The organism is Azospirillum sp. Marseille-Q6669, assembly GCF_965111635.1.
On sequence record NZ_CBCOOP010000002.1, the window covers coordinates 398,548 to 422,164 of the forward strand.

Annotated in this window: 21 protein-coding genes and 2 pseudogenes; 13 read left to right on the forward strand and 10 right to left on the reverse strand. The window is 68.0% G+C overall.

The window, feature by feature from the left end; translation table 11 throughout:
• The first annotated feature begins 65 nt into the window (after window positions 1–65).
• The 4 genes and pseudogenes from ACWPXE_RS13120 (at window position 66) to ACWPXE_RS13135 (ending at window position 4,145) form a co-directional block, all read left to right on the forward strand.
• Window positions 66–1,693 (forward strand): annotated as a pseudogene (locus tag ACWPXE_RS13120) (CTP synthase).
• A 141-nt stretch (window positions 1,694–1,834) separates the two neighbouring features.
• Window positions 1,835–2,533, forward strand: coding sequence for a dienelactone hydrolase family protein (locus tag ACWPXE_RS13125; protein WP_454018210.1), 699 nt, complete (start codon window positions 1,835–1,837; stop codon window positions 2,531–2,533).
• Window positions 2,534–2,635: 102 nt separating this feature from the next.
• Window positions 2,636–3,463 carry a 3-deoxy-8-phosphooctulonate synthase gene (gene kdsA, locus ACWPXE_RS13130; protein ID WP_454018211.1) on the forward strand — a complete coding sequence of 276 codons (828 nt, stop codon included), beginning with the start codon at window positions 2,636–2,638 and terminating at the stop codon, window positions 3,461–3,463.
• Between the two features lie 280 nt (window positions 3,464–3,743).
• Window positions 3,744–4,145, forward strand: coding sequence for a ComEA family DNA-binding protein (locus ACWPXE_RS13135; protein WP_454018771.1), 402 nt, complete (start codon window positions 3,744–3,746; stop codon window positions 4,143–4,145).
• Here ACWPXE_RS13135 and pqqE read toward each other — a convergent pair.
• From pqqE to pqqA, 6 genes and pseudogenes are all read right to left on the reverse strand, one after another.
• On the reverse strand, window positions 4,124–5,230 hold the full coding sequence (pqqE, locus tag ACWPXE_RS13140) for a pyrroloquinoline quinone biosynthesis protein PqqE (protein WP_454018212.1): 1,107 nt from the start codon (window positions 5,228–5,230) through the stop codon (window positions 4,124–4,126). The genes ACWPXE_RS13135 and pqqE overlap by 22 nt on opposite strands.
• Window positions 5,231–5,234: 4 nt before the next feature.
• Window positions 5,235–5,516, reverse strand: a complete 282-nt coding sequence (locus tag ACWPXE_RS13145; protein WP_454018213.1) for a PqqD family peptide modification chaperone — start codon at window positions 5,514–5,516, stop codon at window positions 5,235–5,237.
• A gap of 8 nt (window positions 5,517–5,524) precedes the next feature.
• Complete coding sequence (gene pqqC / locus ACWPXE_RS13150) at window positions 5,525–6,301, reverse strand: pyrroloquinoline-quinone synthase PqqC (protein ID WP_454018772.1); 777 nt, start codon at window positions 6,299–6,301, stop codon at window positions 5,525–5,527.
• A complete protein-coding gene (locus ACWPXE_RS13155; protein WP_454018214.1) occupies window positions 6,298–6,741 on the reverse strand; it encodes an MBL fold metallo-hydrolase in 444 nt (147 codons plus the stop codon). The genes pqqC and ACWPXE_RS13155 overlap by 4 nt, the downstream gene beginning before the upstream one ends.
• A 220-nt stretch (window positions 6,742–6,961) precedes the next feature.
• Window positions 6,962–7,225, reverse strand: a pseudogene (locus ACWPXE_RS13160) (pyrroloquinoline quinone biosynthesis protein B); the annotation flags it as partial.
• Between the two features lie 69 nt (window positions 7,226–7,294).
• Entirely contained in the window at window positions 7,295–7,375 is an 81-nt protein-coding gene (gene pqqA, locus ACWPXE_RS13165; protein ID WP_014240199.1) for a pyrroloquinoline quinone precursor peptide PqqA, read from the reverse strand.
• A gap of 322 nt (window positions 7,376–7,697) precedes the next feature.
• Here pqqA and eno point away from each other — a divergent pair, with 322 nt between their 5' ends.
• The 6 genes from eno (at window position 7,698) to ACWPXE_RS13195 (ending at window position 14,806) form a co-directional block, all read left to right on the forward strand.
• Window positions 7,698–8,975: a phosphopyruvate hydratase gene (gene eno, locus ACWPXE_RS13170; RefSeq protein WP_454018215.1), complete on the forward strand. Its 1,278-nt coding sequence runs from the start codon at window positions 7,698–7,700 to the stop codon at window positions 8,973–8,975.
• Window positions 8,976–9,198: 223 nt separating this feature from the next.
• Window positions 9,199–10,104, forward strand: coding sequence for a tol-pal system protein YbgF (gene ybgF, locus ACWPXE_RS13175; RefSeq protein ID WP_454018216.1), 906 nt, complete (start codon window positions 9,199–9,201; stop codon window positions 10,102–10,104).
• A gap of 8 nt (window positions 10,105–10,112) precedes the next feature.
• Window positions 10,113–11,219 (forward strand): tRNA lysidine(34) synthetase TilS, encoded by a 1,107-nt coding sequence (tilS, locus tag ACWPXE_RS13180; RefSeq protein ID WP_454018217.1) that lies wholly within the window; start codon window positions 10,113–10,115, stop codon window positions 11,217–11,219.
• A gap of 338 nt (window positions 11,220–11,557) precedes the next feature.
• The gene (gene ftsH, locus ACWPXE_RS13185; protein ID WP_014240204.1) at window positions 11,558–13,495 is read left to right on the forward strand and encodes an ATP-dependent zinc metalloprotease FtsH; all 1,938 of its coding nucleotides are present in this window, start codon (window positions 11,558–11,560) and stop codon (window positions 13,493–13,495) included.
• Between the two features lie 187 nt (window positions 13,496–13,682).
• Window positions 13,683–14,474, forward strand: a complete 792-nt coding sequence (locus tag ACWPXE_RS13190; RefSeq protein ID WP_454018218.1) for a rhomboid family intramembrane serine protease — start codon at window positions 13,683–13,685, stop codon at window positions 14,472–14,474.
• Window positions 14,475–14,581: 107 nt separating this feature from the next.
• Window positions 14,582–14,806, forward strand: a complete 225-nt coding sequence (locus tag ACWPXE_RS13195) for a DUF2061 domain-containing protein (RefSeq protein ID WP_454018219.1) — start codon at window positions 14,582–14,584, stop codon at window positions 14,804–14,806.
• A 61-nt stretch (window positions 14,807–14,867) separates the two neighbouring features.
• Here ACWPXE_RS13195 and ACWPXE_RS13200 read toward each other — a convergent pair whose 3' ends face one another.
• Together ACWPXE_RS13200 and hutH are read right to left on the reverse strand one after the other, a co-directional pair.
• On the reverse strand, window positions 14,868–15,398 hold the full coding sequence (locus tag ACWPXE_RS13200; RefSeq protein WP_454018220.1) for a redoxin family protein: 531 nt from the start codon (window positions 15,396–15,398) through the stop codon (window positions 14,868–14,870).
• A 110-nt stretch (window positions 15,399–15,508) separates the two neighbouring features.
• On the reverse strand, window positions 15,509–17,035 hold the full coding sequence (hutH, locus tag ACWPXE_RS13205) for a histidine ammonia-lyase (protein WP_454018221.1): 1,527 nt from the start codon (window positions 17,033–17,035) through the stop codon (window positions 15,509–15,511).
• Window positions 17,036–17,278: 243 nt separating this feature from the next.
• Between hutH and ACWPXE_RS13210 the strand changes: the two genes are divergently transcribed.
• Together ACWPXE_RS13210 and ACWPXE_RS13215 are read left to right on the forward strand one after the other, a co-directional pair.
• A complete protein-coding gene (locus tag ACWPXE_RS13210; protein WP_269145343.1) occupies window positions 17,279–18,970 on the forward strand; it encodes a type I secretion system permease/ATPase in 1,692 nt (563 codons plus the stop codon).
• A 55-nt stretch (window positions 18,971–19,025) separates the two neighbouring features.
• Entirely contained in the window at window positions 19,026–20,387 is a 1,362-nt protein-coding gene (locus tag ACWPXE_RS13215; protein ID WP_454018222.1) for an HlyD family type I secretion periplasmic adaptor subunit, read from the forward strand.
• Window positions 20,388–20,489: 102 nt separating this feature from the next.
• On the opposite strand, the gene ACWPXE_RS13220 is transcribed toward ACWPXE_RS13215, so the two are convergent.
• The gene (locus ACWPXE_RS13220) at window positions 20,490–20,996 is read right to left on the reverse strand and encodes a response regulator (RefSeq protein WP_454018223.1); all 507 of its coding nucleotides are present in this window, start codon (window positions 20,994–20,996) and stop codon (window positions 20,490–20,492) included.
• Window positions 20,997–21,153: 157 nt separating this feature from the next.
• Window positions 21,154–21,942, reverse strand: coding sequence for a hypothetical protein (locus ACWPXE_RS13225; protein ID WP_454018224.1), 789 nt, complete (start codon window positions 21,940–21,942; stop codon window positions 21,154–21,156).
• A gap of 276 nt (window positions 21,943–22,218) precedes the next feature.
• Here ACWPXE_RS13225 and ACWPXE_RS13230 point away from each other — a divergent pair, with 276 nt between their 5' ends.
• Window positions 22,219–23,592: a hypothetical protein gene (locus ACWPXE_RS13230; protein WP_454018225.1), complete on the forward strand. Its 1,374-nt coding sequence runs from the start codon at window positions 22,219–22,221 to the stop codon at window positions 23,590–23,592.
• Window positions 23,593–23,617 lie beyond the last annotated feature (25 nt).

Here is a 23,617-nt window from a genome sequence, read left to right on the forward strand (position 1 = left end):
GGGCAGCGCCCGGGGGACGGTCCGAATTCGGGAACGGATCAGGCTCTGAAGGTCTTCGGACGGACATGACTCGCTACATCTTCATCACCGGTGGCGTCGTTTCCTCGCTGGGCAAAGGTCTGGCGTCGGCGGCGCTTGGGGCGCTTCTCCAGGCGCGCGGCTACAAGGTGCGGCTGCGCAAGCTGGACCCGTACCTGAACGTGGACCCCGGCACGATGAGCCCGTACCAGCACGGCGAGGTCTATGTGACCGACGACGGCGCTGAGACCGACCTCGACCTCGGCCATTACGAGCGCTTCACCGGCGTGGCCGCGCGCCGTGGCGACAACATCACCACGGGCCGCATCTATTCGAACGTGATCGCCAAGGAGCGCCGCGGCGATTATCTGGGCGCGACCGTGCAGGTGATTCCGCACGTCACGGACCAGATCAAGGACTTCATCGGCGCCGACACGACCGACGAGGACTTCATCCTCTGCGAGATCGGCGGCACGGTGGGCGACATCGAGTCGACCCCTTCCTGGAAGCCATCCGCCAGTTCGGCAACGAGGTCGGTCCGGAGAACGCCCTGTTCATCCACCTGACCCTGCTGCCCTACATCCCGACGGCGGGCGAGCTGAAGACCAAGCCGACCCAGCATTCCGTGAAGGAGTTGCTGGGAATGGGCATCCAGGCCAACATCCTGCTCTGCCGCGCCGACCGTCCGATCCCGGAGAACGAGCGCAAGAAGATCGCGCTGTTCTGCAACATCCGGCCGGAGCGCGTGATCGCCGCCCTGGATGTCGATCTGATCTATCAGGTGCCGGTCAGCTACCACGAGGAAGGCTTCGACACCCAGGTGCTGGCCTATTTCGGCCTGCCGACCGAGGGCAAGCCGGACCTGTCGCGCTGGACCAGCATCGTCGAGCGCGTGCGCAAGCCGCAGGGTGAGGTGACCATCGCCGTCGTCGGCAAGTACACCAGCCTGCTCGACAGCTACAAGTCGCTGGCCGAGGCGCTGACCCACGGCGGCATCGCCAACAACGTGAAGGTCAAGCTCGACTGGATCGACTCGGAGATCTTCGAGGACGACAGCGCCGTGCAGCGGCTGGAGAACGTCCACGGCATCCTGGTGCCGGGCGGCTTCGGCTCGCGCGGCACGGAAGGTAAGATCCGCGCCGCCCAGTTCGCCCGCGAGCGCAAGGTTCCCTATTTCGGCATCTGCTTCGGCATGCAGATGGCGGTGATCGAATCGGCCCGCAACATGGCCGGGATCGTCGACGCCGGCTCGACCGAGTTGGGCAAGCCCGGCAACCCGGTGGTCGGCCTGATGACCGAGTGGATGCGTGGCAACAGCCTGGAGAAGCGCACGGAAGGCACCGATCTCGGCGGCACCATGCGTCTCGGCACCTACCCGGCGAAGCTGGTCCCCGGCAGCAAGGTCGCGGAGGTCTATGGCACCACCGACATCACCGAGCGTCACCGCCACCGCTATGAGGTGAACGTCTATTACAAGGACCGGCTGGAGAAGGTCGGCCTGTTGTTCTCCGGCCTGTCGCCGGACGGTGAGCTGCCCGAGATCGTCGAGATCCCGGACCATCCCTGGTTCATCGGCGTCCAGTTCCACCCGGAGCTGAAGTCCAAGCCCTTCGACCCGCATCCGCTCTTCACCTCCTTCATCAAGGCGGCGATCGAGCAGAGCCGGCTGGTGTGATGTGACCATACGGGGGAGGGCATTCCTCCCCGCGTGTTCCGGTTCCGGGTTTCCGGTGGGTATAGTGACAGCGGCGGCCGAGCCAACGGCCGCCGCTTTTGCGTTACGGGCCAGGGAAAAACCAAGGGAAGGGACACAACCATGACCGACATCAGCATCCCCGCCGGCGACGGCGGCAGCTTTTCCGCCTATGTGGCCAAGCCGGCGGGCGGCGGGCCGGCGCCGGGACTCGTCGTCATCCAGGAAATCTTCGGGGTCAATCAAGTCATGCGCGACCTGTGCGATGGCTTCGCCGCCCAGGGCTGGCTGGTCGTCTGCCCGGACCTGTTCTGGAGGCAGGAGCCGGGGGTGCAGATCACCGACAAGACCCAGGAAGAGTGGAACCGCGCCTTCGCCCTGATGAACGGCATGGACCAGGACAAGGCGGTGGACGACCTGAAGGCCACGCTGGCGTGGCTGCGCCGGAATACGGACTGCACCGGCAAGGCCGGGTCGGTGGGCTACTGCCTGGGCGGCCGGCTCGCCTTCATGATGGCGGCGCGTTCCGATCCTGATGCAAACGTCAGCTATTACGGCGTCGGTCTGGACGGTCTGACCGGCGAGGCGGCGAGCATCGCCAAGCCGCTGCTGATGCACATCGCTGAGAAGGACCAGTTCGTCCCGGCGGAGGCGCGGGACAAGGTGCTGGCCGCGGTGAAGGACAACCCGAACGTCACCGCCCACGTCTATCCGGGTGTGGACCACGCCTTCGCCCGCGCGGGCGGCGCCCATTTCGATGCGCAGGCGGCGGAGCTGGCCAACGGACGTACGGCAGCCTTCTTCAAGCAGCATCTGGGTTGACTCCATTCCGGTTGACCGGGGTTGCCGATATCTGGGAAGGAAGGAGCAGCGCGAGGGGGCCTCAGCATGCGTCCCCTCGCATTGCTTTTTGGAGAGCACGGGATGACCACCGCCAAGACCGTCCAGATCGGCAACCTGACCATCGCCAACGACCGGCCCTTCACCCTGATCGCCGGCCCGTGTCAGATGGAAAGCCGCGACCACGCGCTGGAGACGGCGGCGGCGCTGGTGGAGATGACCGGCGCGCTGGGCATCGGGCTGATCTACAAATCGTCCTTCGACAAGGCCAACCGCACCTCCATCAGCACGGCGCGCGGCCTCGGCATGGACAAGGCGCTGCCGATCTTCGCGGAGATCAAGGAGCGGTTCGGCTGCCCGGTGATCACCGACGTGCACGAGGCCGACCAGTGCGCCGCGGTGGCCGAGGTGATGGACGTCCTCCAGATCCCCGCCTTCCTCTGCCGCCAGACCGACCTGTTGATCGCCGCGGCGAAGACGGGCCGGGCGGTCAACGTGAAGAAGGGCCAGTTCCTCGCCCCCTGGGACATGAAGAACGTCGCGGCGAAGCTGGTGGCGTCGGGCAACGAGAAGGTGCTGCTGTGCGAGCGCGGCGCCAGCTTCGGCTACAACACGCTGGTGTCGGACATGCGGTCCCTGCCGATCATGGCGGAGACCGGCTTCCCGGTGGTTTTCGACGCCACCCACTCCGTTCAGCAGCCGGGCGGGCAAGGCACCACCTCCGGCGGCCAGCGCGAGTTCGTTCCGGTGCTGGCCCGCGCCGCCATCGCCGTGGGCGTCGCCGCCGTCTTCATGGAGACCCATGAAAATCCGGACTGTGCGCCCAGCGACGGCCCGAACATGGTCCCGCTGAAGGACATGCCGGCCCTGCTGGCGCGCCTCCAGGCCTTCGACCGTCTGGCGAAGGTCTGACGAAAGGACAGGTTTGGGAACGGCTTGCCGGTCCTGGCGTTGCCCAGGCACCACGGGCGCCGCGCTTACGGTGGAGCGCCCGCGGATAAAGCCATGGAGCAACGCCATGAAGCCGATCCGCCTGTGCGCCATCGCCGCTTTCGCCAGTGTCGGCGCGATGATCGCCGTTCCCGCCCTCGCGCAATCGACCGCGCCGTCCGCAACGCCTTCGACCACGCCCATGCCGCAGGCCAAGCCGGCCATGCCGCCAGGCCACAGCGGCACCACCACCGCGCCGCCGATGGGCAGCGGGTCGTCATCGTCGACGGCGAAGGCCAAGGTCATCGACCTCAACACCGCCGGCAAGGACGAGCTTCAGACCTTGCCGGGAATCGGCGAGGCGCGGTCCGAGGCGATCGTGAAGAACCGCCCTACCGTTCCAAGGACGAGCTGGTCAGCAAGAAGATCGTCCCGCAGAACGTCTACGACGACATCAAGGGCCGCATCGCCGCGGTCGGCGGCTCAAAGACCAGCGCGTCGGCGACGACCGCTCCGAAGAAGTGAGCCTAAATTCCTCTCCTCCTCCGCTCACGCGCAAACGAAGTTTGCGCTGACGCGACAGGCGGACCTTTGGTCCGCCGAAAGCGGGGAGAGGGCTACGATGGCTTTACAGGGATGGTTTTACAGGCTGAAGCTCCGGTAGGTGATCGGCGCCTCGGCCGTGCCGCCGTCCGTCCCTGTGATGTCCGCCAGCCGGCCGTGATGCTCGGACAGGTCGCACACCGGGTCGGTGTTGTCGGCGCTTCCGGTCAGCGCCAGCGCCTGACAGCGGCAACCGCCCCAGTCGATCTCCTTCTGGTCGCAGCTCCGGCAGGGTTGCGGCATCCAGTCGGTGCCGCGGTAGCGCTGGAAGGCGGCGGAGTTGGCCCAGATGTCGGCCAGGGGGCGCTCCGTCACCCGGTCGAACGTCATGCCGGGGATCGTCTCGGCGGCGTGGCAGGGCAGAACCGAGCCGCTGGGCGTTACGTTCAGGAATTTGCGGCCCCAGCCCCCCATGCAGGCCTTGGGGCGCTTGGCGTAATAGTCGGGCACCACGTAATCGACGACCAGCCGGCCCTTCAACTCCGGCAGGCGGGCGCGCACCCGCTCGTCCATTCGGACCAGTTGCTCGCGGGTCGGCATCAGGGCGGCGCGGTTCTTCAGCGCCCAGCCGTAATACTGGACGTTGGCGATCTCGATCCGGCCGGCCTTCAGCTCCAGCGCCATGTCGAAGAAGTCGTCCACCCGGTCGATGTTGTGGCGCTGCACGATGGCGTTGACGGTCAGCGCCATGCCGGCGTCGGTGACCGCGCGCGCCACCTCCAGCTTCTTCGGTTGGCCGCCGGGGAAGCCGCTGATCAGTTCGGCCTTGGCCGGCACTGTGTCCTGGAAGCCGATCTGCACATGTTGGAGCCCGGCGTCGCGCAGCCGCTCCAGCCGCGCCCGGTCGAGCAGCACCGCCGAGGTGATGAGGTTGGCGTAGAGCCCGGCCGCGGTGGCGTGGGCGATCAGCGCCTCCAGGTCCTTGCGCGCCGTCGGCTCGCCGCCGGAGAAATGCACTTGGATGATGCCGAGTTCCGCCGCCTCGTCGAGCACGCGGCACCAGGCGGCGGTGTCCAGCTCGCGGCTGGCCGGGTCGAGGGCCAGCGGGTTGGAGCAGTAGGCGCAGCGCAGCGGGCAGCGGTGCGTCAGTTCCGCCAGCAGGGCCAGCGGCGGTTCGAGTCCGGTCGTGGCGCCACAGAAGGTCATCGGGTCAGGAACCCTTCGTGATCATGTCGCCCAACACTTCCAACACATCCGCGGCGATCTCCTCCCGCGGTGCGTCGAATTGTGCGGCCAGCGTCGCGATGGCCGCGCCCACCGTCACCGGAGGTTGGGTCCCCGGAGACTGTGCAGTGACGGCCCGCACCACCTCCAGCGCCACCTCGTCCAGGATCAGCACGCGCTCCGGCCCCAGAAGCTGCCAGTGGCCGCGCACCCGGTCCTGGCGGAGAATGACGCCCGGAGCCAGCCGAACCCGGTCCTCCTCGCTCACGCCGTCTGTCATCGCGCGTAGACCGGCGGTTCCATGTCGTCCGGCACGAAGGCGCCGGGCGGGATCAGGCCGGGCGACACATAGGCGTGGTGCAGCGCGTCCAGCTGCGCCCAGAGAAGCTCCGCCTTGTGGCGCAGCGCGGCGATCACCTGCTGCTGCTGCTCCAGCGTACGGGCGTTGTCGAGCACGTATTCGAGCCCGAACTCGACGTCGCGCGGCGCCTCGTCCAGCCGCTTGCGGAAGTAGGACAGGGTGGCGTCGTTGGCGAAGGCGTAATAGGCCTCGAACCCGGCGATGCGCTCGCGGTGGATGGCCGGGGCGAACAGCTCGGTCAGGGACGAGGCGACGGCCTCCAGCGTTGATTTGCTCGACACGAAATTGACGTAGGAATCGACGGCGTAGCGGGTCGCCGGCAGGATGCCCCTCAGCGAGGTGACGTAGTCGCGGTCCAGCCCCAGCCCGTCGGTCAGACGCAGCCAGCGCTCGATCCCGCCGACCTTGCCCTCCTCGCGCTGGCGGCTCTCGCCGAAGCCGTCATGGTCGAGCACGCGCTGGATCCAGATGCGGCGCAGCGCCGGATCGTCCATCCGCGCCATCAGGGCCAGATCCTTCTTCGGGATGCAGACCTGATAGTAGAAGCGGTTCAGCGCCCAGGCCTGGACCTGCCCGCGCTTCAGCTTCCCGCCGTGCAGCAGTTTGTGGAAGGGGTGGAGGTCGTGGTACTGGCGCTCGCCGATGGCGCGCAGCTCGCGTTCCAGGTCCTCGCGCGACAGCGCTGACGTCATAGCGTGAACTCCATCCCGTCGTGGGCGATCTCCCAACCTTCGGCTGTGGCGGCGGCCCGTTCGGGCGAGTCGTCCAGCAGGGCCGGGTTGGTGTTGTTGATGTGGACGAAGACCTTGCGCTGCACGCCCAGCCCCGCGAAGGCGGCGATGGAGCCGTCCGGGCCGGACATCGCCATGTGGCCCATGCGCTGGCCGGTCTTGCTGCCGGTGCCGGCGCGGATCATCTCGTCGTCGGTCCAGGTGGTGCCGTCGAACAGCACCAGCGGCGCCCCGCGCAGCCGGTCGGCCAGCCAGCCCGGCATCGCCGAGCAGCCGGGGATGTAGAAGAACTCCCCGTCGCCGTTGCGGTCGCGGATGCGCAGAGCCACCGTGTCCTCCGCCACCGAGCCGAAGCCGGCGGCGGACGGGTCCTCCAGATAGAGCGCGACCTTGCCGGGCACGGCGAAGGCTTCGATCTCGAAGGGGAAGGGGTTCCGGCGGCGTCGGCGGGAACCCAGGGCCGGTCCAGCGCCATGGCGCGGCGCGGCGCAAGCTCCGGGTTGACCACACGGAAGACGGCGTTCGCCTCCAGCACGCGGTGCACCCGGTCGGTGGCGTAGACGGCCAGCGGCTGGGATCGCGCAGCGTCAGCAGGCCCGCCACATGGTCGATGTCGGCGTTGGTCAGCACCGCCGCGGCGATGGGGCTGTGCCGCACGGCGGTCCGCGGGTGCAGCGCCGGGTTGGCAAGGATCTGCTGGCCGATGTCCGGCGAGGCGTTCAGCAGCAGCCAGCGCCCGTCGCCACCGCTGACGGCGAGCGATGACTGGGTGCGCGGGCGGGCCGCCGGGTCGCCGGAGCGGGCGCGGCGACAGCCCGCGCAGTTGCAGTTCCACTGGGGAAAACCGCCGCCCGCGGCGGAGCCAAGGACGAGGATCGTCAGCATGGGGTGCCTTTCCTAATCAAGGCGGCCCGAATCAGGCGGCGGTCGTCACGCATGGGAACCGGCCGGCGCTCAGAGACGGGCGCAGGCGTAGGCGTTGATTTCGGTGCCGACGGCGATTTCGACGATCTGGGGCTTGCGCCAGGTCTTCATGGTTGGGTCCTCCGCGCTTGGATTGGCCTTGGGGTGATTCCCAGGGCTGTTGCCGCCCGCCGCGGGCGGCCCCGCTAGCGAACGTTAGAACGCTACGGGTACGGGACAAGGTGGTCTATGCGACTTTGGAAGCAGGTGCGCTGCACAACCGGATAGGGGTGCTTCACCGTCCGGGCGTCCTTCCGCGCGTTGTTGCGCCCCAGCGGCCTTGCATCCCCCGCACGCAGGGCTATCAAGCCCGCGCGCTTCTTTTTCGCCTGGAAAGATCATCCGCCTGGAAAGATCATCCAGTGGACGCGCGCAACGCGGAGGAAGGACAAACATGAGCGCCATTACCGAAATCCACGCCCGCGAGATCCTCGACAGCCGTGGGAACCCGACCGTCGAGGTGGACGTCCTGCTCGAATCCGGCGCCTTCGGCCGCGCCGCCGTTCCGTCGGGCGCCTCGACCGGCGCGCACGAGGCGGTGGAACTGCGCGACGGCGACAAGTCCCGCTACGGCGGCAAGGGCGTGCTGAAGGCCGTGGAGTCGGTCAACGGCGAGATCTTCGACGCCATCGCCGGCCTCGACGGCTCCAACCAGCGTGCCCTCGACCTCGCCATGATCGAGCTGGACGGCACCCCCAACAAGGGCCGGCTCGGCGCCAACGCCATCCTCGGCGTCTCGCTCGCCGTCGCCAAGGCGTCCGCGGAAGAGGCCGCCCTGCCGCTGTTCCGCTACGTCGGCGGCGCCTTCGCCAACCTGCTGCCGGTGCCGATGATGAACATCATCAACGGCGGCGCCCACGCCGACAACCCGATCGACATCCAGGAGTTCATGGTCATGCCGGTCGGCGCCGAGAACGGCGCCGAGGCCATCCGCATGGGCTCGGAGATCTTCCAGGCGCTCAAGAAGAAGCTCAAGGACGCCGGCCACAACACCAACGTCGGCGACGAGGGCGGCTTCGCCCCCAACCTCGCCTCGACCGAGGACGCGCTGGGCTTCGTCATGAAGGCGATCGAGGCCGCCGGCTACAAGCCGGGCGACGACGTCATGCTGGCCATCGACGCTGCCTCGACCGAGTTCTTCAAGAACGGGAAGTACGAGCTGGCCGGCGAGGGCAAGTCGCTGGCGCCGGAGCAGATGGTGTCCTACTGGGCCGATCTGGTCGGCCGCTACCCGATCATCTCGATCGAGGACGGCATGGCGGAGGACGACTGGGAGGGCTGGAAGGCGCTGACCGACGCCATCGGCAACAAGGTGCAGCTGGTCGGCGACGACCTGTTCGTGACCAACCCGGTGCGTCTGGCCGACGGCATCCGGAAGGGCGTGGGCAACTCGATCCTGGTCAAGGTCAACCAGATCGGCACGCTGTCGGAGACGCTGGAAGCCGTGGACATGGCGCACAAGGCCGGCTACACGGCCGTTCTGTCGCACCGCTCGGGCGAGACCGAGGACAGCACCATCGCCGATCTGGCGGTCGCCACCAACTGCGGCCAGATCAAGACCGGCTCGCTGTCGCGCTCCGACCGGCTGGCCAAGTACAACCAGCTGATCCGCATCGAGGAGATGCTCGGCACCGCCGCCCGCTTCGCCGGACGCGGCATCCTCAAGGCGTAAGACGCTTTCAGGAGTTTCCTTCGAGAAGGGCCCCTTTCCGGATTGCCGGGAAGGGGCTTTTTTCTGTGTTCTCTTCCGGGTACGCGCCCGGTGCGCGGGAGATTTCCAAATCACCACCGTGCAAGGGGCGCGCGCTTCTGGTAAACAGCCGCCATAGTTTCGCCCGCTTGGGCCGGCACCCTCTTAACGACGGCTTTTCCCGCCCGGACAGGACCCTCGACGCATGACCAAGACCACTTCTTTCGCCGCCCTGCTGCTTGGCGGCCTGCTGTGCAGCGGTTCCGTCTTCGCGCAGACGGCTTCGCTGCAGGACCGTCTGGACCGGCTGGAGTCGGGGGTGGAGGCGCTGGGCGGGCGCGTCGAGGTGGCGCAGGCCTATCCGGGCAACTCCTACACGCGGGGGCAGACCGCCGAGATCCAGCCGTCCCTGGCCGCCGATTTCGAAGTGCGGCTGCAGAAGCTGGAGCGCGCCCTGTCGGAGCTGACCGGGCGCTATGAAGAGGCAACCTATCAGATCTCGCAGATGAAGGACCGGCTGGAGCGGGTCAACAGCGACATCGATTTCCGCCTGAAAGAGCTGGAGAGCAAGGGTGGCGGGGCGGCCAGCGACCCGTTCGGCGGCCCGGCCAAGCCCAGCGCGGCGGCTCCGGCCGCGGCCTCCAGCGCCGCCAAGGCGCCTGAGAAGACGGCTGACAAGCCGGCGGAGAAGCAGACCGCCGCCGTGGCGCCGCTGCCCGCCAACTCAACCCCGGAGAAGCAGTACGAACACGCCTTCGAGCTGCTGCGCCAGTCGGACTATGACAAGGCCGAAAAGGCCTTCAGCGATTTCCTGGCGAAGAACAAGTCCCACCAGCTCGCCGGCAACGCCCAGTATTGGCTGGGTGAGACCTACTACGTCCGCAACAAGTTCCAGGACGCCGCCGTCGCCTTCGCCGAGGGCGTACAAAAGTATCCGAAGAACAACAAGGCGGCCGACAATCTGCTGAAGCTCGGCATGTCGCTGCAGCAGCTCAACCAGAAGAAGGACGCCTGCACGGCCTTCAACCAGTTGATCACCAAATTCCCGGAGGCATCGGCCAGCGTGAAGCGCCGCGCCGACACTGAGCGCCGTCGTCTGAACTGCGCCTGACGGGTGCGGTGAACGCGTCCGACCCGGCGGGGCCGATTTCCGCGGGGCCGATCTCTGCGGGTGAGTTCGCCGCCCGCATGGACCGGCTGGGCGGCTTCGAGACGCGGCCCCGCGTGGCCGTGGGCGTGTCCGGCGGGGCGGACAGCTTCGGGCTGGTTCTGCTCGCCCAGCGTTGGGCGGCGGAGCGGGGCGGGGATGTCCTTGCGCTGATCGTCGATCATGGATTGCGCGCGGAATCCGCAGCGGAGGCCACTCGGGTGGGCGGCTGGCTCCAGGCCCGTGGCGTCGCCCAGGCCATTCTGCGCTGGGACGGCGAGAAGCCGGCGACCGGCATCCAGGAGGCGGCCCGCGCCGCGCGCCACCGCCTGCTGGCCGAGCGCTGTCGCGACGAGGGTATCCTTCATCTGGCGCTCGCCCACCACCGTGACGATCAGGCGGAGACGGTGCTGCTGCGCTTCGCCCGCGGCTCCGGAATCGACGGGCTGGCCGGCATGGCGCCGGTGCGTGCTGCGGGGGCGGTGCGGGTGATCCGGCCGCTGCTGGACCTGCCTCACGAGCGGCTGGTGGCGACCTGCCGCGCCTTCGGCCAGGAATGGATCGAGGACCCGTCCAACCGCAACCCGCGCTTCGCCCGCGCCCGCCTGCGCGCGGCGGGGGAGGCGCTGACCGCCGAGGGATTGGACGCGCCGCGTCTGGCCGACCTCGCCCGCCGGGCCGCCCGGGCCCGCAACGCGCTGGAATCGGGAACCGCCGCCCTGCTGGCCGAGTCCGTGGAGGTCCATCCGGAGGGCTGGCTGCGGCTGGATCCGAAGGCTCTGCTGGAAGCGCCGGAGGAGCTTGGCATGCGCGCGCTGGTCCGCTGCATCGCCGCGACGGGGGGCGCCGCCTACCCGCCGAAGGACGAGGCGGCGGAGCGCCTGTTCGCCGAGATCGCGGGGGAACGCTTCCGGGGACGCACGCTGGGCGGCTGCCGCATCCTGCCGCGGAAGGGGCATTTGGTGATCGCGCGGGAGCCGGTCGGGGTCACCGAACGGCTGAGCCTTACCCCCGGCGGAGAGGTCTGGTGGGATCGCCGATCGCCGTTCGGCTGGCGGCGGGGGCGGGCGGGGCGGTGACCGTGGCAACATTGGGGCGGGAAGGGTGGCAAAGGGTGCGGTCCGCAGGCCCGGATCTGGGCCGTATCAGCCTGCCCGAACCGGTCCGCGAGACGCTGCCGGCGCTGTGGGACGGAGACGGGCTGGCGGCGGTGCCGCATCTGGGCTTTTCGCGGCCCGGATTCCCCCTTTCGGCGGTTGCTTTGCACGCACCCGGGGTGGCGTTGGCCGGCCCAGCTTTTCCGGTTGTTTCGGACCGTGTCGGCATTATTTAATCTGGGAACGTGCCCGTAAGCCCGGGAGGGGTGGCTCCGCATCAGCCTACCTTTCCGCGCAGGGTTCGCAGAAAGGCTTTTGACGTGAACAATTTCGGCAAGAATCTCGCGCTCTGGATCATCATCGGGCTGCTTCTGGTGGCCCTGTTCAACCTGTTCCAGAGCTCTTCCACGCGCAGCCCGCAGACGACGGTTCCGTTCAGCGAGCTTCTCGCCGAAGTGGACCGCGGCCAAGTGGCCGACGTCACCATCAAAGGAAACCAGGTCTCCGGCCACTTCACCGACGGCCGGTCCTTCAGCACCTACGTCCCGCCCGAAGCCGGGCTGGTCGAGCGGCTGACGCAGAAGAACGTGCGCATCAGCGCCGTTCCGGACGACAGCAACGTGCCGTCGCTGTTCTCCGTCCTGCTGTCCTGGTTCCCGATGCTGCTGCTGATCGGCGTCTGGATCTTCTTCATGCGTCAGATGCAGTCGGGCGGCGGCAAGGCCATGGGCTTTGGCAAGTCCCGCGCGCGCCTGCTGACGGAGAAGGTCGGCCGGGTCACCTTCGACGACGTCGCCGGCATCGACGAGGCCAAGCAGGAACTGGCGGAAATCGTCGAGTTCCTGAAGGACCCGCAGAAGTTCCAGCGTCTGGGCGGCAAGATCCCGAAGGGCGTGCTGCTCGTCGGCCCGCCGGGCACTGGTAAGACCCTGACCGCGCGCGCCGTGGCGGGTGAAGCCAACGTGCCCTTCTTCACCATCTCCGGCTCCGACTTCGTCGAGATGTTCGTGGGTGTCGGCGCCAGCCGCGTCCGCGACATGTTCGAGCAGGGCAAGAAGAACGCCCCCTGCATCATCTTCATCGACGAAATCGACGCCGTGGGCCGCCATCGTGGCGCCGGCCTGGGCGGCGGCAACGACGAGCGCGAGCAGACCCTGAACCAGCTGCTGGTCGAGATGGACGGCTTCGAGGCGAACGAGGGCGTCATCCTCATCGCCGCGACCAACCGTCCGGACGTGCTCGACCCCGCGCTGCTGCGTCCGGGCCGCTTCGACCGTCAGGTCGTCGTTCCGAACCCTGACGTGCTGGGCCGCGAGAAGATCCTCAAGGTCCACATGCGCAAGGTGCCGCTGTCCCCGGACGTCGACGCCAAGGTCATCGCGCGCGGCACCCCGGGCTTCTCGGGCGCCGACCTCGCCAACCTCGTCAACGAGGCCGCGCTGCTCGCCGCCCGCATCGGCAAGCGCGTCGTCGGCATGGCCGAGTTCGAGGCCGCCAAGGACAAGGTCATGATGGGCGCGGAACGCCGCTCCATGGTCATGACCGAGGATGAGAAGAAGCTGACCGCCTATCACGAGGCCGGTCACGCCATCGTCGCCATCCACCAGCCGGACAGCGATCCGGTGCACAAGGCCACCATCATCCCGCGCGGCCGCGCCCTGGGCATGGTGATGCGCCTGCCGGAAGGCGACCGCATCTCGCTGTCCCAGGCCAAGCTGCACGCCGACCTGCGCGTCGCCATGGGCGGCCGCATCGCGGAAGAGCTGATCTTCGGCAAGGACCGCGTGACCACCGGCGCGTCGGGCGACATCAAGATGGCGACCGACATGTCGCGCCGCATGGTCACCGAATGGGGCATGAGCGACAAGCTGGGCCCGCTGCTCTACGGCGAGCCGACGCAGGAGGTCTTCCTCGGCCACTCCGTCACCCAGCACAAGAACATGTCCGACGCCACGGCCCGCACGGTGGACGAGGAAATCCGCCGGATCGTCGACGAAGCGTACGGCGAGGCCCGCCGCATCCTGACGGAGAACATCGACCAGTTGCACACCATCGCCAAGGGCCTGCTGGAGTACGAGACCCTGAGCGGTGAGGACATCGCCCGCCTGCTGCGCGGCGAGCCGCTGATCCGCAACGATGAGCGGGAGGGCTTCTCCCCGGCCCCGCCGAAGCAGCCGACTCCGACTTCGGGCCGCCGCCCGTCGGTGCCGACCACCAAGGAAAGCGGCGGGATGGACCCGGAGCCCCAGGGCACCTGATGCCCGGCGCCTGATCCGCACCACAGCTTTAGTCAGCGAAACCGGCGCTCCGCAAGGGGCGCCGGTTTTTCTTTGCCGACCATTTTCCTGGTGCCTTCCGGCTGTACGCGTTTCCCGTACGTCTTGGCGGAACCAAGGGACGGGACCATCGTACTGAACAGGGTTGTCTCAACCGAAAGCGCCGCCGATGCTGTTCCTGCCCATCTACGACGACAACCCGACGCGGCGGACGCCGGTCGTCACCATGGCGCTGATCGCGCTGTGCGTGATGGTGTTCCTGTGGCAGCTTTCGCTGGGCGCGCGGGGCGGAGACCTCGCCGTCTATTCCTTCGGCCTCGTTCCGGCGGTGCTGTTCGGTCACGCTGAATTGCCGGAGCCGTTGCGGGTCGTTCCGCCCTGGATGTCCGTCATCACCTCCATGTTCATGCATGGCGGCTTCCTGCACCTCGCCGGCAACATGCTGTACCTCTGGATCTTCGGCAACAACGTCGAGGACAGCATGGGGCGAGGCCGCTTCGTGGTCTTCTACCTGCTGTGCGGAACGGCGGCGGCCTTGGCCCAGAGCTTCGCCGCCCCAACGTCCGAGGTGCCAATGGTGGGGGCGAGCGGAGCCATCGGTGGGGTGCTCGGCGCCTATCTGGTGCTGCACCCGCGGGCCAATGTCGGCGTTTTCTTCTGGTTCATCATCATCGTGCGCGTCATCAGCGTCCCGGCGGTGCTGGTGCTGGGCTTCTGGTTCGTCGGGCAGATCCTGAGCGGGGTCACCACCCCGACCTCCGACGACAGCGGCGGGGTGGCCTTCTGGGCGCATGTCGGCGGGTTCGTCATGGGGGCCGCGCTGATCCCCTTCTTCAAGCGGCCCGAGGTGCGGTTGCTGGAGCCCCAGCACAGCCGCCCCTTCGCGGTCGTTCCGCCCGGCACCCGGTTGCGTCGTGGCAGCGTGCCGGAAGCGGGCGACCGCCGCCGTCCCTTTCGATGATTAATAGGGAAAATCTATTGGTCTGGTGGGATCATTCGATTGGACCCTTCGTCACCCGACACTCATGCTGAGGCTGAACAAAAACGGCGGTGTTCGGGAGTTCCGCGATGATCAAGACCTTCAGCTTTGCCTGCATCCACTTCACGGTGGCCTTCACGGTCGGCTATCTGATGACCGGCAGCATCGCGGTGGGCGGCGCCTTGGCTGTAGTGGAGCCGCTGTGCAACACGGTGGCCTATCACCTGCACGAACGGGCCTGGGCGGCCCATGAACGGCGCAAGGCACAGACGGCCGAGGCGGAGCCGGCGGAAGGGACCGCCGTTCCGGCCTGAAGGGATCGGTGGTTATCCCCTCTCCCCAGAGGGGAGAGGGCTAAAGAAACGGAATACCGGCTCAGCGCGACTGCAGGTAGGCCAGCACCGCTTCCGGAGCGGATTCGCCGTAAGGATCGCCGCCTTCGCCGGCGTCGTTGATGCCCGGCTCCTCGAACAGCTTCTCGATCACGCCGTCGGTCACCACCATGGCGTAACGCCAGCTCCGCATGCCGAAGCCGACATGGTCCTTGTTGATCAGCATGCCCATGCGGCGGGTGAAGTGGCCCGAGCCGTCGGGGATCAGCTTGACGTTCTTCACGCCGAGATGCTTGCCCCACTGGAACATCACGAAGGCGTCGTTGACGCTGAGGCAATAGACCTCGTCGACGCCCAGGTCGCGGAACTCCGGATAGAGCGCGTCGTAGGTCGGCACTTGCTGGTTGGAGCAGGTCGGGGTGAAGGCGCCGGGCAGGGAAAAGACGACGACGCGCTTGCCGGCGAACAGCTCGTCGCTGGCGACGTCCTGCCAGCGGAACGGGTTGGGGCCGCCGACGCTTTCGTCGCGCACGCGGGTCTTGAACACGACCGAGGGGACTTTGCGTCCTTCCATGATGGTCTCCGGATCGAAGTGAAGCGGTTGCTGTGGGATGATTCGAACCTTAGCCCTTCAACGGATTGACGAAAACCAGTCGGAGCAGCCTGCGCGGTCTTGTCTCAGCATCAGGGCAGGAGGTTCTCCGCGAAGGGGCGGAAGACCCCCTCCGTGACCAATCGCTTCGCCGCCGCGATGTCCGGGGCCATCGCGCGATCCTCCGTCCACACCGCCACGCGGGCGCGCAGCAGCCCCCGCGCGCGCTCCAGCGCGGGGGAGGAGGCCAGCGGCGCCCGCAAGTCGATCCCCTGGGCCGCGGCCAGCAGCTCCACCGCCACGATCCCCGCCAGATTATCGGCCATGTCCGACAGGCGGCGGGCGGCGTGGGTCGCCATGCTGACATGGTCCTCCTGGTTGGCGGAGGTGGGCAGGCTGTCCACGCTGGCCGGATGGGCCATCTGCTTGTTCTCGCTGGCCAGCGCCGCCGCGGTGACCTGGGCGATCATGAAGCCGCTGTTCAGCCCGCCGTCGGCCACCAGGAAGGGCGGCAGGCCCGACAGGTGGGTGTCCATCAGCAGCGCGATCCGCCGCTCCGACAGCGCCCCCGTCTCGGCGATGGACAGGGCCAGCACGTCGGCGGCCATCGCCACCGGCTCGGCGTGGAAGTTGCCGCCCGACAGGATGTCGCCGCTGTCCGGGAAGACCAGCGGGTTGTCGGAAACCGCGTTGGCCTCGCGTTCCAGCACACCCGCGGCGAAGCGCAGATGGTCGAGCACCGCGCCCATCACTTGTGGTTGGCAGCGCAGGCTGTAGGGGTCCTGCACCGTCTCGTGCCCCTCGCGGTGGGAGTCGCGGATGCCGCTGCCCTGGAGGAGGGTGCGGTAGACGGCGGCCACGTCGCGCTGGCCGGGCTGGCCGCGCAGGTCGTGGATGCGCGCGTCGAAGGGGCCGTCGCTGCCCAGGGCGGCATCGACGCTGAGCGCCCCGGCGACCAGGGCGGCGGCGAAGCCGTCCTCCGCCGCGACCAGCCCGGCCAGACCCAGCGCCGTGGACACCTGCGTGCCGTTCAGCAACGCCAGCCCCTCCTTGGCCTCCAGCGCCAGCGGCGCCAGCCCGGCGCGTGCCAGCGCCTCGGCGGCGGGCAGCCGCTCGCCGTCCACGTCGGCCTCGCCCTCGCCGATCAGCACGCCGGTCAGGTGGGCCAGCGGCGCCAGATCGCCGGACGCCCCCACGGAACCCTTGGCCGGCACCACCGGCAGGACGCCGCGGTTGTAGAGCGCCAGCAGCGCCTCGATCACCACCATGCGCACGCCGGAATGACCGCGCGCCAGCGCGTTGACCTTCAGCGCCAGGATCAGCCGGACCACGCCCGGCGGCAGGTCCGGCCCGGTGCCGGCGCTGTGCGACAGGACCAGCCGCCGCTGCAACTCGCGGACCTGTTCCGGGGGGATGCGCTTCTTTGCCAGCAGGCCGAAGCCGGTGTTGACGCCGTAGACCGCGCGCTCCCCGCCCGCCGCATCCGCCACCGTGCGGGCCGAGGCTTCGATGGCGGTGCGGCAGCCGGGCGCCAGGGCCAGGATGGGCGGGTCGCGCAGGATGCGGCGCAGGTCGGGCAGGGCGAGATGGCCAGGGGCGAAGGTCAGCGTGTCGGTCATGCGGCGTTCCTTGAAACGGGGCGGACAGGGCAGTCCTTCACATGAGGCGCCGTTGTCGTTTGCGCAAAGGGGGTGGTTTTCAGTGGCATTCCTGTGATGTCCCTCAATCTTCAGATTTCATTTACCAAAAACGCGCCAACTGACCTCGCCTGCATCCAGTGGGCACTGCCGCAAACGGTGACAATTGGAGGGCTGTAAATGCCTCGCTTGTTTTCTCGCGGGTCTGAAAAGACCAATAAAGATATGGCTCACGGGGGACGTTACTTCACCCGGGTACTCGTTGGTGCATTTGTCTTCAGCGCTACCATCAATCTCCTGATGTTGGCGATGCCACTTTATTCCCTTCAGGTCTTTAGCCGGGCCATTCCGTCCGGCAACATCGATACGCTGGTCATGCTGACGGTCATCGTCGTCCTGGCCCTGACGTTGAGCGCCGCCATGGAAACGGTGCGGGCACGCATCCTGGCCCGCGCGGGCAACGCGCTGGAGGTCACCTGGCGCCGTCGGCTGACCGCCGACGTGCTGGACGCTTCGGGCCGCGGCCGTCCGGACACCGCCCCGGTCAGCGACCTCATGGAGGTCAAGGGCGCGATGAGCCGTCCGTCGCTGCCGGCCCTGATGGACCTGCCCTGGGTGCCGCTGTATGTCATCGGCATCTACCTGATCCACCCGCTGCTCGCCGTGATCCTGGTCGCCGCGATGGTCATCATGACGGCGCTCGGCTATCTGAGCAACTGGGCGGTCCGCCACTTCGCCGAAGACAGCAAGGCCCCGGCCAGCCGCTCGCAGCGTCTGTTCGACTCCCTGCTGTCGCGGTCGGAGACGGTGCGCGGCCTGCGCATGGGGCCGAGCGCGCTGGACGCCGTGGCCCGCGATGCCATGACCACCTCCGCCCTGCAGGGCCGCTCGACCGAGCGCGCCGCCGCCATCGGCGCCTTCACCAAGTGGGTCCGCATGGTCATCCAGATCGCGGTGACCGGCGTCGGCGCCCTGCTGGTGATCGAGCAGCACCTGTCCTTCGGCGGCATGATCGCCACCTCCATGCTGGTCGGCCGCGCCCTCGCCCCGGTCGAGCAGACCGCCGGCGCCTGGGGCCAGATCCAGAAGTCCTACCAGGCCTTCCGCCGCCTGTTCCCGCTGCTGAAGCGCCTGTCCCTGGAGCCGGAGCGCCCGATGATCCCGGTGGAACGCGAGCGCCTGACCGTCGAGAACCTGCTGTTCGTCTCCCCCCGCGACCAGAAGCCGATCCTGCGCAGCGTCACGCTGGCGGTCGAGCCGGGCCAAACGGTGTGCATCGCCGGCCCCAACCGTTCCGGCAAGTCGGTCCTGGCCCGTCTGCTGGCCGGCGTGGCGATGCCGTCGGCGGGCACCGTGCGGCTGGGCGGTCTGGCCGTCGCCTCGCTGAACCCGGAAACCCCGGAGCAGGGCATCGGCTACATGGCGCAGGGCGCCGATCTGCTGCCCGGCACCATCGCCGAGAACATCGCCCGCTTCACCGAGACGACGCGGGAGAAGGTCGAGGACGCCGCCAAGCGCGCCGGCATCCATTCCTGGGTCGAGAGCCTGCCCGGCGGCTATGAGACCGAGGTGACCGACCCGCTGTTCCCGATCACCGGCGCCTCGGCCCGCCTGATCGCCCTGGCCCGCGCCGGCTACGGCCGCCCGTCGCTGATGGTTCTCGACGAGCCGTCGGCCGGCATGGACGAGATCGGCCACAAGGCGGTGCGCGAGTTCATCGTCGAGGCCAAGAACAGCGGCGTCACCACCATCGTGCTGACCCATTCCCCGGCCTTCGTCGACATCTCCGACAAGACCTTCGTTCTGAAGAACGGCATGGCGGTGGAACTGCCGCAACGCCAGCAGGAGCAGCAGGGTCCGAACTGGAGCCGCCTGCGCAACATCGGCCCGGCGCCGGTGCAGAGCGCCGCCGGCTGACGCCGGAACCTCCAGACCAGCACCCAGCCCTTCCGGCGATTAAGGACCGATTGTTATGACCGACACCACCATGAACACCTACAAGACGAAGACCATGACGTCGATCGGCGCGCTGCGCGCGCTGGTTCCCGACACCCGGGTCAGCGGGCTTCTGGCCGGCGGCTTCATGGTGCTGGCGGTGGGCTTCGGCGGGATGACCGCCTGGGCCGCGCTCGCCCCGCTTCACAGCGCCGTCATGGCCTCCGGCGCTCTGGCTCCGGAGACCGGCCGCAAGATCGTGAAGCACACCGAGACCGCCCAGATCGAGGAGATCCTCGTCAAGGAAGGCGACACGGTGAAGGCCGGTCAGGTCCTGATGCGGCTCGACAGCACCGAGGCGGCGACCCGGCTCCAGGTGCTCAGCACCTCCTGGCTGGAAACCCAGGCGCTGGAAGCGCGCCTGACCGCCGAGCTGTTCGAGCAGCCGGCCATCGAATGGCCGGAGGAACTGCTGCGCCGCCGCGGCAGCGACCGCACGGTCGAGAAGCTGATGGGCAACCAGGAGACACTGTTCCAGGTCCGCCGCAACCAGCTCGACACCGAGGCCAAGCTGACCAAGGAGCGCGTCGCCACGCTGCGCGAGGAGGGCAAGAGCCTTCAGGAGCAGCGCAGGTTCCTGGCCCGCGAGATCCAGCTCATCGAGGACGATCTGGTCATCACCCAGGGCCTGCTGTCCCGCGGCAACGCCACCCGCACCAAGCTGGTCGAGCAGCAGAAGGAAGAGGCGCAGCTTAAGGGCCGCGACCGCGAACTGGAGGCCCGCATCGCCCAGGCCAACCAGGCCGCCGTGGACGCCGAGGGCGACCTTCTGCGCCGCCGCAACGACTTCCGCGAAAAGGTGCTGGTCGATCTGGAGAAGTCCCGCGGCGACGTCATCCGCCTCGCCGAGCAGATCCGCGACGCCGCCAACCGGCTGGAGACCCGAGCGATCAAGGCTCCGGACGCCGGCACCGTCGTGATGCACAGCCATTGGGCCGCCGGCGGCACGATCACCGCGAACGAGCCGATACTGGACATCATCCCGGACGGCCGCGCCCTGCTGGCCGAGGTGAAGGTCCAGCCGAAGGACATCAAGTCGCTGACCGTCGATCTGCCGGTGAAGGTGCAGTTGACCGCCTATGACAGCCGCGTCGTCGGCTCGCTGGACGGCACGGTGACCTACGTCTCGGCCGACCGCGTGATGGACCCGATCACCCGGCAGGAGTCCTACATTGCGCGGATCAAGCTGAAGGACAGCGACTCCCATCAGGTCCACAACCTGACGATCAAGCCGGGCATGCCGGTGGAGGCGCGCATCCTGCTGTCCGCCCGCACCCCGCTCGACTATCTGGTTCAGCCGTTGTCGCACTCCTACGTGAAGGCGTTCATCCAGGAGTGAGGCAGGGGTAGGGAGCGTCACGCTCCGCGAGGGTTCGAAAAAGGAAAGGGCGGCTTCCCACGGGGGAGGCCGCCCTTCCTTGTTTGACGAAGCGGGATGGTATCAGCCGCGCGGGCCGTGCAGGCGCCGCGCCGCGAGGTCCAGAGCCAATTTCAACTGGGCCAGCGAATAGGGTTTGTTGACCACGCCCAGCGGATAGGTCTCGGTGATGCGGGCCATGATCGCGTGGTTGGCGTAGCCAGACAGGAAGATGGAGCGGATGCCGTAGTTGGCGCGCAGGCGCCGCGCCGCTTCGATCCCGTCGCCGCCGGCCAGCCGAACGTCCATCAGTGCCACGTCGGGACGCTCGCGCCCGGCGATGGCCACCGCCTCCTCCTCGGTGCGGGCGGTGCCGCAGACGATGTGGCCGAGATCCATAGCAGCCATCCCCACCGCCTCGGCAGCCAGGGATTCGTCCTCCACGATCAGCAACCGCAGGGGGCGGATCGCTGCCGGGGTGTCGCGTCGGGTGGAATCTTTCCGGTCGGCCTGGGCGGCCGGGCCACAGCGGTGCCGCCATTCCAGGCGGGGCGACGGTCGTGCCAGCGTGTCCACATCATCCCGTGCCATAACCACCCCCATGCGTCACCGCAGGTGTTATTGGTAAAGATTCATTTACCAAATAAAGTGGTAGCTGCACCCATTTTGGAGTTCAAGGAAAATCGGTGTGATGTGGGTGCGTTCGGACGAGGTGCGACCTTCCCGCAACAATGCGGCGAAGGAGGAGTCAGCGCTTGGGCCGGCTCAGCCAGTCCACGTTGCCGCTGCGGGGAGCGGCGCCGTTGGTTCCGGAACTCCCTTTGCGACCGGACAGGGGCGAGAGCCAGGAGGGAGCCGGGGGCGCGTCGGGAACGGGGTCCGGTGCCACCGGGCGCTGCGGCGCCGGGGCCGGCGCGCGCGGCACGAAGGGCGACAAGACGGGCGCCGGAGCCAACGGTGGTGGCGGCGAGACCTCGCGCACCGGTTCGGAAGCGAAGGACGGGGCCGGCTCGTCGGACGGCGGCGGCGCGTAGGTTTGCGGCGCGGTCTGTGGGGAGGAAGTCTGCGGGGAGGAAGTCTGCGGGGAGGAAGTCTGCGGGGAGGAAGTCTGCGGGGAGGAGGTCTGCGGCGAGGATGGCGGTGCTGCCGGAGACCCGGTGGCAGACGGGGGACGCGGTTCGGCGACGGCCCGCGTCGGGCGGTCGTCATCGTCCACCGGGCCGGTCTGGGTGTTGATGCGCCGCGCCTCGTCGCGGATGGACAGCAGAGTGGACACCGCGAACTGGAGCAGCGGCGCCATCGTCTCGGAGTTCGCCAACTCCTCCGCCGTCAGGGCGGCGAAGCGCTGGCGCACCTGCTCCACCGCGTCCTCAATGCTGTCACGCAGGGCGCCGGTGTCCTGGAGGACGCGTTCCAGATCCTCCCGGAGGGCCGAGATCTCGCAGGCCTGACGCAGCTCGTGAAAGCCGATGGGAGTCCCCGGCGTCCGCCCGGAGTCGGCGGTCCGCTGATCCTGAGATCGGAAATCATAGGGCATCTTCGCCAAACGCCGGGCCCTATCCTGCAATCCAGGCGGAGACCAAGGAAGGTTGCCGTGTCACAGGTTTAATGCGGTTGAACATGGTTGGAAACCGTTTGCGCACCCCAATCGCTTGTACTATTTTTTCCGCACCGGGGGGAACGGAATCCTGCGGTATCACAAATCCTACCCACCCCTCCCCAGAACCACGCATGCCGGGTACTCACGGTGTCGATTGATCGCGCGGAACTGGAACGGCTCCTTGCCGATCGTCCGACTGGAAACCGCTCGGCCATGCAGGCCGTCCGCGAAAGCTACGCCGACATCGGCCTGATGCGCGAGCGTGGCCTGTCCTGGGCGGACATCTCCGACGTTCTGGCGAAGCTGGGCGTTACCGCCCGCGACAACCAGCCGATCTCGCCCGTCACCCTGCGCTCCGCCTTCTTCCTCGTGGGGAACGAGGGACGCGACGGAGTTGCGGACGGGGAGAATGCGGGTGAGACGACCCCGCGCGAGACTCTGGACGCGGTGCACCGCGCTGCCCTGGCCGCTGGACAACCGTCGGACGGCGAGGATGCGGCGCTTGAACCGGAACCGGAACCGGCCGAACCGGACATGGCGGACCGCGCGACCGATGGTTTGTCGGAAGCCGCCGTGCCGGACCCGGAACTCCCTCCCGATCCTGAACCGGAGCCGATCCCCGTTCCGGAACCGGAGTCCGCCGGTGCGCCGGAGGACGCGACTCCAACACCGGTTCCGGACGTCTCGGCCATACAGGCTCCGCTTCCCAAAGCTCCGGACCTTAACGTTTCAACACCTCAAGATTCGACAACGAATAGACCCTGGAAAGGCGATCGCATGCTGGGCACCATCTTCGTTCTCAACGACCGCGGTGGCGTCGGCAAGACGCTGCTGTCTCACCACCTGATGGCGACCGCCATGCTCGAAGGCCTTCAGCTCAAGGTCGTCGAATATGAGGTGAACGAGCGCCTGAACCGCCTGTTCGGCCCGGAAGTGGTGGAGCACCGTCGCATCACCCAGGACTTCATGAACATGATGGGCTCGGGCGACGGCTTCTACGAGTTCTGGGACCAGATCGGCCCGGAGCTGCAGCGCGGCGGCCGCCTCTTCGACTTCGGCGGCAACATCTCCCAGTGGTTCTTCAACTGGGCCGAGGTGTCGGGCTTCGACTACTATGTTGGCGAAGGCGAGCGGCTGACCTTCATGGTGCCGGTCACCGTCGATCTGGCTTCGCTGTCCACCGGCATGAACACGCTGGAGCGCATCGCCACCATCGCCCCGAAGGCCAAGCGCGTCCTGGTCGAGAACGGCTTCTCCGGTCCCTTCTCGCAGCTCGACGACAGCCAGTACGCCCGCCGCAAGGCGGAGATGGTCGAGCGCGAGGGCGTGGAGGTCATCTCCATGGCGCCCTGCACGGCCCCGGCCTGGGCGCGCCTGACCGGCCATCGCATCGACGAGGTGGCGCAGATGACCCGCGAGGATCTGGTGAAGCTGGGCATGACCCCGCCGGTCGCCTCCCGCTCGCTGATCATCATCCATGAGTGGCTGCGCACGATGCGGCAGGCGCTGTCGCCCTATCTGCGCGACGCCTTCAACCAGTCCGCCGGCCCGGCCGCCAAGACCGGAGCCCGTCAGGGCGCGCTCTGAGCGGACGACGCATCGCCGGCATGTG